Consider the following 13,248-nt stretch of genomic DNA (forward strand, 5'->3'; position numbering starts at 1 on the left):
CCCACCCCGCCGGCGTCACCCCCCCTCACACCACTGCCTACCCGGGGTTTCCCTTGCACCTGAGAAAACGCCGTACGAAGCCGGTCGCCAGGGTCGCTGCCACAGCGCTCGTCTGCTGCACCACCGTCCTGCTCGACGCCCCCTTCGCCGCGGCCGCCGACGGCACACCCGCCTTCTCCGCCGACCCGCTGTCCACCTGGCAGACGGACGGGATCGTCTGGTCGCTGGCCGCCGCGAACGGGGTCGTCTACGTCGGAGGATCCTTCGACACCGTCCGCCCGCCGGGAGCCGCTCCCGGCCAACGGCAGGTGGCCCGCCGCAACTTCGCCGCCTTCGACGCCAAGACCGGCAAACTCCTGCCCTGCGCGCCCACGTTCACCGGTCACCACCACACCGTGCGCGCCCTGAAGGCCTCCGCCGACGGGCGGGTGCTCTACGTGGGCGGTTCCTTCGAACACGTCGGCTCGACCCGCGTGGCCAACGCCGTCGCCCTGGACACCGCCGGCTGCACCCTGAGCAAGGACTTCCGGCCGTCGGTGTCCGCCACCGTCCGGGCCATCGAGACGACGGGCGACACCGTCTACCTGGGAGGCGACTTCAGCCGGATCGGCGGACAGCTCCGCACCCGGGTCGCCGCCCTCACCACCAAGGGCGCCCTGCTGCCCTTCCAGGCGGACGTCGACCAGCCGGTGCGGGCCCTGTCGGCCGCCACCTCGTACGGCAGGCTGTTCGTCGGCGGCGACTTCGAGTCGGTCAACGGGAAGGCGGCCCGCTCGCTCGTCACGCTGAACCCCGGCAGCGGCAAGACGGTGCTCGCCTACCCGGGGTGGTTCCCGCCCCAGTCGTCGGTGAAGACGATCGCGCGCTACAAGGACCGCTTCTACGTGGGCGCGGAGGGCCACGGCACCGGCATCTTCGACGGCCGGATCGCGGGCCGACTCACCAACGGCAGCATGGTCTGGAAGGACACCTGCTTCGGGGCGACCCAGGCCATCGTGCCGTACAAGAACCTCCTCTACAGCGCGTCGCACGCGCACAACTGCAACGAGACGCCCGGCGGGTTCCCCGAGCGCGGCGACCGGCAGCACCTGCTGGTCCAGTCGCTCGAGGACCGCAGGATCCTGCACTGGTTCCCCGACACCAACGACGGGATCGGGGAGCACGTGGGCCCCCGCGCCCTGGCGATCTCGAAGGACGTGCTGTGGGCGGGCGGTGAGTTCACCCGGGTCAACGACGTGCCGCAGCAGGGCCTGACCCGCTTCGGGAGCCGGGACACCGGGGCGCCGGAGGTGCCCGTCCTGGCGGTGTCCGGCACCGAGCCCGGCAGCGTCACCCTCACCTGGCGCGCCACCTGGGACCGGGACGACGCCTCCCTGACGTACCGCGTCTACCGCGACGGCAAGGCCGTGGCGACGAAGACGCAGGAGTCCACCTACTGGAAGCTGCCGCAGATGACCCACACCGACTCGGTGGCGGCCGGCAGCCACCGGTACACCCTCGAGGTGACGGACGGGACGAACACCTCGGCCAAGTCGAACACCGTGACCGTGACCGTGCCCGCGAAGAGCGCGCCGGCGAAGACCGCGCCGACTAAGGCGGCCAAGAAGCCAGTGGAGGGTGGACCCAAGTGACACGCATCGGATTCGCGCCCGGTGTCTACGACCTGTTCCACATCGGGCACCTCAACATCCTGCGCGAGGCGCGCCGGCACTGCGACCGGCTGGTGGCCGGCGTCACCTCCGACGACCTGACCGCGCAACTGAAGGGCCGGGTGCCGGTCGTCCCGCTCGCCGAGCGCCTGGAGATCGTCCGCAGTGTGCGCTACGTCGACGAGGTCGCCGTGGAGTCGGAGGTCGACAAGCTGAAGACGTGGAAGCGGATCGGCTTCCACGTCATCTTCAAGGGCGACGACTGGCGGGGCACCCCCAAGTGGGAGGAGTTCGAACGGCGCTTCGCGCAGGTGGGCGTCGAGGTCGTGTACTTCCCGTACACCATGCACACCTCCAGCACCCTGCTGCGCGGCGCCCTGGAGCTGCTCTCCACCCGCCAGTCGCCGGAGATCCCCTCAGCGCAGCTCGCGGAACCACTTCACGAGGAAGGCGCCCATGAACACAACGTGGGCCAGCAGCAGGGCGCAGTACACCGTGAGGAAGGCGTGCTGGCTCCCCAGGAATAGGAAGGCGACACAGGTCACGCCGTAGTCGACGGGCAGGAGGAGCACGGACCGCAGCGCGGGGGCCGACCCGGCCGGAGCCGCACCCGGTGTCCGCCCCTTCAGCTTCTCCGTCAGGATCCCGGCGAAGAAGATCACCACGGCGGCGAGCTGGAACACCATCGGCGCGAGCAGCAGGAGCGGGCTCGGCAGGGTGAAGAACCGGTAGAGCGAGACCAGCACCACCAGATGGAGGGCGACGATCTTGACGCAGTCCAGGACGTGGTCGAGCCACTCGCCCGACGGACTGCCCGAGCGCTGACCGCGCGCCAGCTGACCGTCCGCCGAGTCCAGCGCGAACCCCACGGCCAGGGTCGCGCCGACGCAGACCGCCATCCCCGGCCCGGGCGGCAGCAGCGCCACCGCCGCCAGGGCCGGGAAGGTGACCAGGGCGCTCAGCACGGTCAGCTGATTGGGCGTCGCCCCCACGCGGTAGGCCACCGCGGCCAGGAACCGGCCGGCCGGGCGGTTGATGAACAGGGTGTAGAGCGAGACCCCTTTCGCAGGCTTCTGTGCCGCCGACAGAAACCTGAGAGTCTCGGCAAACTCGGTCATACCCCTCCTTTGGTAATAAAAAGGTTGGAAAGAAGGCAATTATGGCAGAACGGGGAGCCGGGATGTCTCGTGTCAGCCGTCGTCAACTTCTGCGTGGCGGGGTGTCGGTGCTCACCGCGACGGCCCTGACCGCACACAACGCGTCCGCAGCCGTCGGACCGGAACGCCTTCCCGAAGTGCCCCCGGACCCCGCGGTCCCCGGGCGGGGCCGCTCCGCCGCCCGGCTGCCGCTCGTGATCAACGTGGCCGACCTCGGGGCCGTGGGCAACGGGCGGACCGACGACACCACGGCGTTCGAGATCGCCTACGCCCTCGCGGCCTCCCGGGTCACCCGCGGGGTCGGGCGCACGGTGATCGAGATCCCGGCCGGCGAGTTCCTCATCACCCGTCCGCACGCGCTGCTCAACGGCGTCGCCCCGCTGCGGGCGGCCAACGGCCTGCGCTTCAGCGGGGCGGGCAAACGCATGACCACCCTCGTCTTCCGCCCGGCCACCGGCCCGGGCTCCTTCCTCTGCCGCAACGAGGACATCTGGTCGAACCTGTCCTTCGAGCGCATGCAGTTCCGCTCGGCCACACCGGGCGCCTCCTTCTTCAGCTCGTACTCGACCGGCCAGGCGCAGGACTACCGGTTCTCGGAGTGCGAGTGGATGGGGGAGTGGGAGTTCGGGCTCGCCCTGGACGGCACGGACACCAACTCGGAGATGCGCTGGGAGGCGTGCCGCGTCGGCGGCAGCTACCGCAAGGCGTTCCTCTACTCGGGCCTGTCCCGGCGCCGGCAGGCCGACCCCAACGACCAGGACCAGTTCCTCAACTACTGGTTCACCGACATGAAGGTCGAGTACGAGTGGGGCAACTTCCTGGAGTTCCCCTACGGCGGCTCCATCACCTGCCGGGGCGGCTCGTACATCATCACCGGCACACGGCCCCGGCCGATGGAGGAGTACGGCACCACCAGCACCTTCTTCCGCTTCCCCGTCGCCCAGCACCACGACTCGGTGCAGCGGTTCCACGCCCAGGACATCCGGTTCGAGGTGCGCAACCCCGATGTGCGGGTCATCGACTGCGTCTGGAAGAGCGGGACGGTCCACTTCAGCGACTGCGACGACACCGGCCTGGCCTTCAAGGACTTCTCCGCCGACGTGGTCCCGCACCGCTACGCGGTCGGCCCGCGCGGACCGCTGATCCGCTACGACTCCTGCCAGCTGGTGGGCCGCCACGGATACCGGACGGAGGCCGCCCCGGACGACATCCCGGCCGTCGTCCGCTACGACATGTGTCTGCTGCGCAGTCACACGGCCGGCGACTTCGTGGTCACCGAGGGCGGCGCACGCGCGGGCTTCGTCAGCCTCGTCGACTGTCTGGACGGATCCGGCGACGACCGCGCGCCCGCGCCGGCCCCGCCCGCCGCCCCGGACCCCCCTGCGAGTCCGCAACCGCCGGCGGGCGCGGCCCCGCGCCCCGCGCAGACGCCCGTGCCCGGTCCGGTCCCGTCCGGCTGAGAGGCGGCCGAGGGCAGACCGGGCAGGCGAGGCGGGCCGGGCAGGCGAGGCGGGCCGGGCAGGCGTCTCGTTCGGCCCGGTCGGCCCGGTCGGCCCGGTCGGTTCGGTCGGTCCGGTCGGTCCGGTCGGCCCGGTCGGCCCGGTCAGTCCCTCGCGGAGGGCACGACGTCCGCCTCCGGCACGGGCACGCGGACGAGGGGCCCGGGCAGGTGGGGCAGGATCTCGAAGGCGTCGGCCAGGCGCGCCAGCCGCAGGACGCGCAACAGGCGGTCGCTGTCGACGACCAGGCGCAGACGGCCGTGTCCGGCCAGGATCCGGTTCCTCGCCCGGCACAGCACGCTCAGCCCGCTGCAGTCGATGAAGGACACCGGACGCAGGTCCAGCACCAGGTCGGGGCGCGGGCGCGAGGTCAGGGTGTCGAGGCGTGCGGAGAGCGGCGACGCCGTGAGGAGATCGATCTCGCCGCGCAGCTCCACCACGGTCGTGCCGCCGACGACACGTTCCGTGGGGTGGTGCGCGGACCCGTCGTGGTTCTCGGACATGCTCCGAGCACACGCCCGACGGGCCCCCGCGCGCTAGGGCCGGTCGGCCCTGCTCGCCGCGCCGACCGGGTGCTAGGGGATTCACGGGTCGGGTGCCGCGGGAGGGGGGCTCGCCGGCCGGGCGCCGGGAGGAGGGGGGCTCGACGGCCCCGGTCCGGCGGGACCCCGGTCCCCTGGTGCGGCCACCGTTCCCGGGTGATGCTGGAGGGGGACGTCGACGGAAGGAGAGGGCATGGTCATGCACGCCCACCTCGGCGACCGGCTGATCGTCGAGAGCCCGTCCACCGGTGTCGTCCGGCGCGACGGGGAGATCGTCGGCCTGCACCACGACGACGGGACACCGCCGTACGACGTGCGCTGGTCGGACACCGGCGACGTCACGCTGGTCTTCCCCGGACCGGACGCCCATGTCCACCCCGGCGGCGGCCCGGAGGAGCCGGTGGCGGGCGGACGCGGACCGGAGCCGGCGGACACCGCCGGGGCCGTCGCCGACCAGCCCGGTGACATCGGGCGGCGCGTGGCCGCCGCACGGCGACGCCGGGGCCTGGACCTGGCGGAGACCGCACGCCGCGCCCGGATCTCACCGCAGTACCTCGACTACCTGGAGACGCAGGCGTCCGACCCGAGCCTCGGGACCCTCCTGCGTCTGGCCGACGCACTGGGGACCACGCTCTACGAACTCAAGGGCGGCGGCCGGGAGCGGCCCCCCGGACAGGGCAGGGCGCTGCTCCACCCCCAACTGCGGGACCTCGACGAGCGGGAGTGCCGGGCCCTGCTCTCCACGCACGGCGTGGGCCGCGTCTCGCTGACCGCACCGGACGGTCCCGCCGTGGTGCCCGTCAACTACGAGGTGGTCGACGAGGCCATCGCCTTCCGCACCGCGCCCGGCACGGTCCCCGCCGCGGCGATCGGCCACGAGGTGGCCTTCGAGGTCGACCGCGTCGACGAGGCCATGAGCCAGGGCTGGAGCGTCCTGGCCGTGGGACGGGCCCGGGCCGTCACCGACCCCGACGCGGTACGCCGGCTCGACGAGCGGGCGCACACCGAGCCCTGGGCGGGAGGCCCGCGCACGCTATGGGTGGCGATGGACATCGACCGCCTGTCGGGACGCCGCATCACCCCGGCCGACGACGACGCCTGAACCCTCCCGGCACCGGTTCCGGCCGCCTCCCGGCGGCCCGCCACAGCGGCCTGCCACGAGGAGGCCGGTGCCAGCCGGGGCCGGGACAGCGCGCTTCGGCTGGGTCCGGATGCCGGATGCCGGATGGCCGGATGCCGGATCAGCGTCTGCGACGAGGCCGCCCTCGACGAGGTGCTCCCGCGGGCGCCCCGGACGCCCGCCCGGCAGGTCGGGGCCCGGCTCCTCGGCCGAGCGCCGCCGTGCCCGGCCCCTCGGTGGGGCGCTGCCGGGCCCGCTGCGGGTCCTGCTGCGGGCCGGAGTCGGTACCGGCCGCCGGACGGCGCCCCGCCGTTACCCGCGCCGCGCCGCCGGACGCTGCCGTGACCCGCGTCGCAGCGCCGAACGCCGCCGTCACCCGCGCCGAGACGCCACACGCCGCCGCGACCCGCCCCTCGCCCTCCAGCACGGGCAGGGCGCTGACCTTCCACTGCTCCATCAGCGTGACGACGTCCTTGAAGAGGGCGTCCCGGCCCACGGCCACCACGGTGTGGGTCATCACGTCGCCGACGACGTGCGGGCTTGCGTGCACGGTGTCCTCCCCGGGGTGTCGGGCGCGGCCGGCCGCCGGGCGAGAGGCGTGGCGGGAGCCGGGGACGGAGGGCCGCTCACACCGGGCTCCCGCTGCCGTACGGCGCGTACAGGTCCAGCAGGCGGATGCGGGAGGCGTGCAGCCGGTGGGCCACCACCCGGCCCACCCAGGTCGCGATCGCCCGGCCGAGGTCGGCGTCCTGCGCGCACATGGCCCGGACCGCCTCCGCGTCGAACTCCCAGGCCCGCACCGGGCTGAGCGCCTCGGCCCCCAGCTGCCACCGGTACGGCGGGAAGTGCCAGGACCAGCCGACCAGTTCGCCGTGGCCCAGCGACTCGACGGTGACGGCGCGGCGGCCGGGCACATGCAGGTCGAGGACGACGGTTCCGGTCCGGACGATCCAGAACCGGTCGGCCCGCCGGCCTTCCTCGAACAGACGCTCCCCGGACGCGAAGGAGACCTCACGGGCGACGCGCATCAGCCGTTCGCGGTGCTCGGCCGGCAGGGCCGTGGACAGGGTGGTGGTGGTCATCGTTCCGTCTCCTTCTCGCTGCTCGCGTCTCGCTGCTCGCGCCGCGGCCGGCGGCCGGCGGCCGACGGGTCCGTCGTACGGGGCCGAGGCCTCCTGCCTCGTCCGCCCGGGAGCCGTTCGGCGGGCTGATCGCCGTGGTCCCCCGGGCTGCTGTCCGGCCCCTGGTACCAGCTTGTTCCGCCACGGCGCCCGACGCCACGGGCCGCCCGGTCCCCGTCATGGGCCCTTCGGCCCCACTCGCCCGCGGACCCGTCTCCGCCCTCGGCACGCCGGGGTCGGGGGCGGGTCGCCCCGGCTCCGCGCGCGAGCGGGGGCGCGGCGAGGCCGCGCCGGACGGGCGGCGGCAGGGCCGGACGGCCTCGGCGGAGGCCGAACCGTCCCCACCCCGACGGGCGCGCCCCGCAGCCCGCGACACACCGCCGTTCGTGCCGTGGGACACCGGGACGCCGTCCGCCACGGGGGACACTGGTCCGGGCAGGGACCTTCCCCCGGGTCGTCCGGCCCCGGAGCCGCGAAGGGACACCCGCATGACGGCCTGGACCTGGGAGTACGAGGGATACGATGCCGCGCGCGAGCGTCTGAGGGAGGCGCTGTGCACGCTGGGCAACGGCCGCTTCGCCACCCGGGGGGCGCTGCCCGAGTGCGCCGCCGACGACGTGCACTACCCGGGCACCTACCTGGCCGGCTGCTACAACCGGCTCACCTCCGTCGTCGCCGGCCGCCGGGTCGAGAACGAGGACATGGTCAATCTGCCGAACTGGCTGCCGCTGCGGTTCCGTCCCGCGGGCGGTGCGTGGCTCACCCCGGACAGCGCGCCGGTGCTCGCCCACCGCCACGTCCTGCGCCTGGACTCCGGCCTGCTGGAGCGCGTGACACGGTACGGCCTGGACGGGGGACGGGAGCTGTCCGTGCGCCAGTGGCGTCTCGTGCACATGGCCGACCCCCACCTGGCCGCGCTGCGCACCGAGTTCACCGTCTCGGGCGCCGGGGTGGAGCTGGAGGTCGAGGCGTCACTGGACGGGGGAGTGACCAACGCCGGGGTGCCGCGCTACCGAGGTCTCGACGGACGCCATCTGACCCATGTGCACACCGGAACCGCCGCCCCCGGCACGGTGTGGCTGCGCTGCCGTACCCGCACCTCGGACATCCGGATCGCCCTGGCGGCGCGGCTGACGGCGGACGCGCCCGTCACCGACACGCACGAGCACCCCCGCGCCGTACAAGGGGTGCGGCTGGTCCTGGAACCCGGCCGCACCGCCGCCGTCGACAAGACGGTCGCCCTGCACTCCTCGCGCGACCCGGCGATCAGCGACCCGCTCCGGACCGCCGTGGACCGCGTGGCAGCCGCGCCGGGCTTCGAGGAGCTCGCGCGGTCGCACCTCACCGCGTGGAGCGGGCTGTGGCGGCGGGCCGAGATCGACGTCCCCGGCGAGCCGGGGGCGATCCTGCGCCTGCACCTCTTCCACGTGCTCCAGACGCTGTCGCCGCACACCGCCGACCTGGACGTGGGAGTGCCGGCCCGCGGCCTGCACGGCGAGGCCTACCGCGGGCACGTCTTCTGGGACGAGCTGTTCGTCCTGCCCTACCTCAACCTGCACTTCCCCGAGGTCTCCCGCGCCCTGCTGCGCTACCGGCACCGGCGGCTGGACCGGGCCCGCGCCGCGGCGCGGGCCGCCGGCCGGCGGGGCGCGCTGTATCCGTGGCAGAGCGGCAGCGACGGCCGCGAGGAGACCCAGCGTCTGCACCTCAACCCCCGATCGGGACGCTGGCTGCCCGACCACTCACACCTCCAGCACCACGTCGGGTCGGCGATCGCGTACAACGTGTGGCAGTACTGCGAAGCCAGCGGGGACGCGGAGTTCCTGCACACCGAGGGCGCGGAGATGCTGCTCCAGATCGCACGCTTCTGGGCGGACTCGGCGACCTGGGACCAGGACCTCGGCCGGCACCGGATCCGCGGTGTGGTCGGCCCGGACGAGTACCACGACGCCTACCCCGGCGCGGTGGAACCGGGACTCGACGACAACACGTACACCAACGTCACCGCGGCCTGGGTGCTCGCCCGGACCCTGGAGGTGCTGCGCGGCCTCCCGGAGCCCCGCCGGCGCGAACTCGTCGAACGCGCCGCCGTGGACGACGGCGAGCTGGAGCGGTGGGACGACGTCTCCCGCACGCTCCACGTGCCCTTCCACCAAGGCGTCGTCAGCCAGTTCGACGGCTACGGGAGCCTGGCCGAACTCGACTGGCAGGGATACCGGAGGCGGTACGACGACATCCGGCGGCTCGACCGGATCCTGGAGGCCGAGGGCGACACCGTCAACCGCTACCAGGCGTCCAAGCAGGCCGATGTGCTCATGCTCGGCTACCTCTTCTCACCCGCCGAACTGCGGTCCCTGTTCCGCCGGCTGGGCTACGGGCTCGACGACGACACCTGGCGGCGCACCGTCGACCACTACCTCGCCCGCACCAGCCACGGGTCCACCCTCAGCGGTCTCGTCCACGGCTGGATCCTCGCCCGCTCCCGGCGGAGCCGGGCGTGGACGTTCTGCCAGGAGGCACTGGAGGGCGACGTGGCCGATCTCCAGGGCGGAACCACCGGTGAGGGCATCCACCTGGGGGCGATGGCCGGCACCCTCGACCTGGTCCAGCGGGGTCTCACCGGGCTGGAGACGCGTGAAGGGGCACTGTGGCTGGACCCCGTTCCGCTCCCGGAGCTGTCGTCGTACGGATTCTCGCTGCGGTACCACGGCAACTGGGGCGTGCGGCTGCGGCTGGAGAGCGGCCGGCTGGAGATCGCCGTCCCGCCGTCCGACCGCCTGCCGATCGAGGTGCGGCTGCCCGACCGGACCGTCGGCGTCCGGCCCGGACAGACACGCCGGCTGCCGCTGCCCGGCCGACGCCCTTGAGTCCGCCGCCTCCGGGGGCCGACCGGCCCATGCGGATGCCCCCACGGTGGCCCAAGCTGACTACAGGGAGGCCGTCCGGCGCGCCGAGCGCGCCCCGGCGCCCCGCCGACGTCATGCCGAAGAGCCGAAGAGCCGAAGAGCCGAAGAGCCGAAGAGCCGAAGAGCCGGAGACCGAAGGAGGAACGGTCATGAAGGGCTTCGTTTTCCACGGCACCGGACGATCCGCCTGGGAGCAGATCCCGGACCCCGGCATCGAGGAACCCACCGACGCCGTGGTGCGGGTCGACGCCGTCACCATCTGCGGCACGGACCTGCACATCCTCAAGGGCGACGTGCCCGAGGTGCGCCCGGGGACCGTGCTGGGCCATGAAGCGGTCGGTGAGGTCGTCGAGGCCGGCGGCGACGTGCGCACCGTACGGCCCGGCGACCGGGTCCTGGTCTCCTGCATCACCGCCTGCGGCCGCTGCCGCTTCTGCAAGCGGGGGGCGTACGGCCAGTGCCGGGGCGGCGGGGGCTGGATCCTGGGCCACCGGATCGACGGCACACAGGCCGAGTACGTGCGCGTGCCGTACGCCGACCTGTCCGTGCACCGGCTCCCCGGCACGCTGGGGAGCGAGGACGCGGTGCTGTTCGCCGACATCTTCCCGACCGCCTACGAAGTGGGTGTGCTCAACGGGGGCGTCCGGCCGGGGGACACGGTCGCCGTCGTCGGGGCGGGCCCCGTCGGGCTCGCCGCGATCCTCACCGCACGGCTGTACACGCCGGAACGGATCATCGCCGTGGACCTCGCCGACTCCCGGCTCGACGCCGCCAGGCGCCTCGGCGCCGACGCCGTCGTGGCCGTCCGCGACGACCCGGAGCAACTCGTCGCCGACCTCACCGAAGGATTGGGCGCCGACGTGGTCGTCGAGGCCGTGGGGGTGCCGGAGAGCTTCGAGATGTGCACGCGCATGGTGCGGCCCGGTGGCCGCGTGGCCAACGTGGGCGTCCACGGCAGGCCCGTCACCCTGCACCTCGAAGACCTGTGGATCAAGAACGTGACGATCACCACCGGGCTCGTCGACACGTCCTCGACGCCCACCCTGCTGCGGATGGCGGCCGCCGGCCGGCTGCCCACCCCGGAGCTGGTCACCCACACCTTCCCACTGGGCCGGATGGAGGAGGCCTACGACGTCTTCGCCCGGGCCGCCGAGACCGGCGCCCTCAAGGTGGTGCTGGGCGAGGAACGGCACGACGTGCTGGCCGTCCCGGCGGCCTGACCGGTCGGGGAGGGGCGTTCCGCCGCCGGGCGACCGGCGATCTGGCCGCGGGCGGCGGCCGGTACGACAATGTAGGGGGCTGCGCCCGCCGACCGCCGCCCCCCGGCAGGCCGTCTCCCCGGATCCGGACGCCGACCGCGGCCACGGTCCGGGCCGGCCGGTCTCCGGTCCCACCGTTTCCTCCCGTGGACCGTCACCGCGGCGCGTGGACGGGACGGCCGACCGTCGGCACGCACGGGCGAACGGGACGTGGAGGACGACCAGTGACACGCTCCGACGAGTCCCGCACGGCACGCGTGCGGCTGCCGCAGCTGAGACTGGACGACTTGCTGGAGGAGCTCCAGGCCCGGCTGGACGCCGCGCGCGGCACCCGCGACCGGGTGCACAGCCTGTTCGAGGCGGTGCTCTCGGTCGGCCGCGAGCTCGACCTCGAACAGGCCCTGCGCGGCATCGTCCAGGCCGCGGCGGCGCTGGTCGACGCCGAGTACGCGGCGCTGGGCGTGATCACGCCGGACGGCAGACGGCTGTCGGAGTTCCTCACCGTCGGCGTCACCGACGAGCAGATCGCCGGCATCGGTCACTACCCGGAGGGCCACGGCATCCTCGGCGAACTGATCCGCCACCCCGAACCCCTGCGGCTGCCGAAGATCTCCGCGCATCCGGCGTCGTACGGCTTCCCGGCCCGCCACCCGCCGATGAACACCTTCCTCGGCGTCCCGATCCGGGTGCGCGACCAGGTCTTCGGCAACCTGTACCTGACGGAGAAGCGGGGCGGGGCGGAGTTCGACGAGGAGGACGAGGCGGTCCTCTCCACCCTGGCGGTCGCGGCCGGCGTCGCGATCGACAACGCCCGCCTGTACGAGGAGTCACGGCTGCGTGAGCGCTGGCTGCGGGCCAGCGCCGAGATCACCCGCAGTCTGATGTCGGGCAGCGAGCGCGGCGAGGTCCTCGGGCTGATCGCCGAACGGGCCCGGGACATCACCTCCGCGGCCCTCGCGGTGGTCGCCGTGCCGATGGAGGACAGCGGCGCGCTCACGGTGGAACTCGCCCTCGGCGAGGGCGCCGACGCGCACCGCGGACGGGTACTGCCGGCGGACGGCGGCCTGATCGGGCGGGCCTTCTCCGGCGGGAACCCGGTGACCAGCGCCGACCTCTCCACGGAACCGCCCGCCCCGGCCGACCGGTCGACGGCCGCGGGGCTCGGTCCCGCCGTGGCCGTCCCCATCGGGACGGGCGACGGCGTGCGAGGGGTCGCGCTGCTGGTGCGGCGGTCGGGGCACACGGTGTTCTCGGAGAAGGAGATCGAGCCGTTGCGGGCGTTCGCGGCGCAGGCCGCGGTCGCCATGGAACTCGCGGAGCGCCGCCGCGACGCCGAGCAGATCGCCGTGCTCCAGGACCGCGACCGGATCGCCCGCGACCTGCACGACCTCGCGATCCAGCGGCTCTTCGCCACCGGCATGACCTTGCAGAGCGCGGGCCGTTTCATCGAGCACCCGGAGGCCGCGGAGCGTGTGACGCGGGCGGTCGACGACCTCGACGAGACCGTCAAGATCATCCGTTCGGCGATCTTCGGACTGCGGTCGCGTGAGGCCGCCGCCGGGTCCGGACTGCGCTCCCGGGTGGTGCGCGTCGTGGGGGAGACGGCACCGGTGCTGGGCTTCGCGCCCAGCGTGCGGATGGAGGGGCTGCTGGACACCCAGGTGCCCAAGGACATCGCCGACCACGTGGTCGCCGTCCTCTCCGAGGCGCTGACCAACGTCGCCCGGCACGCCCGGGCCGGCCGGACCGAGGTGCTGCTGGAGACCGACGGCCGCGAGGTCCGGCTGTCGGTCGTCGACGACGGCGTGGGCATCCCGCCGGACGGCCGCCGCAGCGGCCTGCGCAACCTGGCGGAGCGCGCCGCGCAGCTGAACGGGACGCTGGAGGTGACCGGCCCGGCCGGCGGTGGTACGGCCCTGGTGTGGCGCGTGCCGGTGAAGGGCCCCTGAACGCGGTGCGGGGCCGGACGGCATCCGCCCGGCCCCCGCGGCCCCC

The 13,248-nt window shown here is 73.8% G+C and carries 9 protein-coding genes and 2 pseudogenes; 7 read left to right on the forward strand and 4 right to left on the reverse strand.

What is annotated here, in order from left to right; genetic code table 11:
• Positions 1-53 precede the first annotated feature (53 nt).
• Both ACFYWQ_RS18235 and ACFYWQ_RS18240 read left to right on the forward strand, forming a co-directional pair.
• The gene (locus tag ACFYWQ_RS18235) at positions 54-1,631 is read left to right on the forward strand and encodes a fibronectin type III domain-containing protein (protein WP_389517686.1); all 1,578 of its coding nucleotides are present in this window, start codon (positions 54-56) and stop codon (positions 1,629-1,631) included.
• A pseudogene (locus ACFYWQ_RS18240) lies at positions 1,628-2,047 on the forward strand (adenylyltransferase/cytidyltransferase family protein); the annotation flags it as partial. The gene ACFYWQ_RS18235 and the pseudogene ACFYWQ_RS18240, both read left to right, overlap by 4 nt.
• 18 nt (positions 2,048-2,065) lie before the next feature.
• Here the strand turns inward: ACFYWQ_RS18240 and ACFYWQ_RS18245 are convergent.
• Entirely contained in the window at positions 2,066-2,767 is a 702-nt protein-coding gene (locus tag ACFYWQ_RS18245; protein ID WP_389517688.1) for a CDP-alcohol phosphatidyltransferase family protein, read from the reverse strand.
• Positions 2,768-2,829: 62 nt separating this feature from the next.
• Between ACFYWQ_RS18245 and ACFYWQ_RS18250 the strand changes: the two genes are divergently transcribed.
• On the forward strand, positions 2,830-4,266 hold the full coding sequence (locus ACFYWQ_RS18250) for a hypothetical protein (protein WP_389517690.1): 1,437 nt from the start codon (positions 2,830-2,832) through the stop codon (positions 4,264-4,266).
• A gap of 143 nt (positions 4,267-4,409) precedes the next feature.
• Here the strand turns inward: ACFYWQ_RS18250 and ACFYWQ_RS18255 are convergent, their stop codons facing one another.
• Positions 4,410-4,808, reverse strand: a complete 399-nt coding sequence (locus ACFYWQ_RS18255) for an STAS domain-containing protein (RefSeq protein ID WP_389517692.1) — start codon at positions 4,806-4,808, stop codon at positions 4,410-4,412.
• Positions 4,809-5,046: 238 nt separating this feature from the next.
• Between ACFYWQ_RS18255 and ACFYWQ_RS18260 the strand changes: the two genes are divergently transcribed.
• On the forward strand, positions 5,047-5,949 hold the full coding sequence (locus ACFYWQ_RS18260) for a pyridoxamine 5'-phosphate oxidase family protein (protein WP_389518318.1): 903 nt from the start codon (positions 5,047-5,049) through the stop codon (positions 5,947-5,949).
• 421 nt (positions 5,950-6,370) lie between these two features.
• Here ACFYWQ_RS18260 and ACFYWQ_RS18265 read toward each other — a convergent pair.
• A pseudogene (locus tag ACFYWQ_RS18265) lies at positions 6,371-6,517 on the reverse strand (CBS domain-containing protein); the annotation flags it as partial.
• Positions 6,518-6,593: 76 nt separating this feature from the next.
• Positions 6,594-7,049 (reverse strand): Crp/Fnr family transcriptional regulator, encoded by a 456-nt coding sequence (locus ACFYWQ_RS18270; protein WP_389517694.1) that lies wholly within the window; start codon positions 7,047-7,049, stop codon positions 6,594-6,596.
• A 527-nt stretch (positions 7,050-7,576) separates the two neighbouring features.
• On the opposite strand from ACFYWQ_RS18270, the gene ACFYWQ_RS18275 reads away from it, so the two are divergent.
• From ACFYWQ_RS18275 to ACFYWQ_RS18285, 3 genes are all read left to right on the forward strand, one after another.
• The gene (locus tag ACFYWQ_RS18275) at positions 7,577-9,955 is read left to right on the forward strand and encodes a glycoside hydrolase family 65 protein (protein ID WP_389517696.1); all 2,379 of its coding nucleotides are present in this window, start codon (positions 7,577-7,579) and stop codon (positions 9,953-9,955) included.
• 188 nt (positions 9,956-10,143) lie between these two features.
• A complete protein-coding gene (locus ACFYWQ_RS18280) occupies positions 10,144-11,214 on the forward strand; it encodes a zinc-dependent alcohol dehydrogenase family protein (protein ID WP_389517698.1) in 1,071 nt (356 codons plus the stop codon).
• Positions 11,215-11,477: 263 nt separating this feature from the next.
• The gene (locus tag ACFYWQ_RS18285; protein WP_389517700.1) at positions 11,478-13,202 is read left to right on the forward strand and encodes a GAF domain-containing protein; all 1,725 of its coding nucleotides are present in this window, start codon (positions 11,478-11,480) and stop codon (positions 13,200-13,202) included.
• Positions 13,203-13,248 lie beyond the last annotated feature (46 nt).

The sequence above is a fragment of the Streptomyces sp. NPDC003247 genome, from assembly GCF_042888135.1.
GTDB lineage: Bacteria > Actinomycetota > Actinomycetes > Streptomycetales > Streptomycetaceae > Streptomyces.

Excerpts from the sequence above, each read along its gene's own strand:
- ACFYWQ_RS18245 (WP_389517688.1), bottom strand. The coding sequence starts at position 2,767 with ATGACCGAGTTTGCCGAGACTCTCAGGTTTCTGTCGGCGGCACAGAAG.
- ACFYWQ_RS18250 (WP_389517690.1), top strand. The coding sequence starts at position 2,830 with ATGTCTCGTGTCAGCCGTCGTCAACTTCTGCGTGGCGGGGTGTCGGTG.
- ACFYWQ_RS18255 (WP_389517692.1), bottom strand. The coding sequence starts at position 4,808 with ATGTCCGAGAACCACGACGGGTCCGCGCACCACCCCACGGAACGTGTC.
- ACFYWQ_RS18260 (WP_389518318.1), top strand. The coding sequence starts at position 5,047 with ATGCACGCCCACCTCGGCGACCGGCTGATCGTCGAGAGCCCGTCCACC.
- ACFYWQ_RS18270 (WP_389517694.1), bottom strand. The coding sequence starts at position 7,049 with ATGACCACCACCACCCTGTCCACGGCCCTGCCGGCCGAGCACCGCGAA.
- ACFYWQ_RS18275 (WP_389517696.1), top strand. The coding sequence starts at position 7,577 with ATGACGGCCTGGACCTGGGAGTACGAGGGATACGATGCCGCGCGCGAG.
- ACFYWQ_RS18280 (WP_389517698.1), top strand. The coding sequence starts at position 10,144 with ATGAAGGGCTTCGTTTTCCACGGCACCGGACGATCCGCCTGGGAGCAG.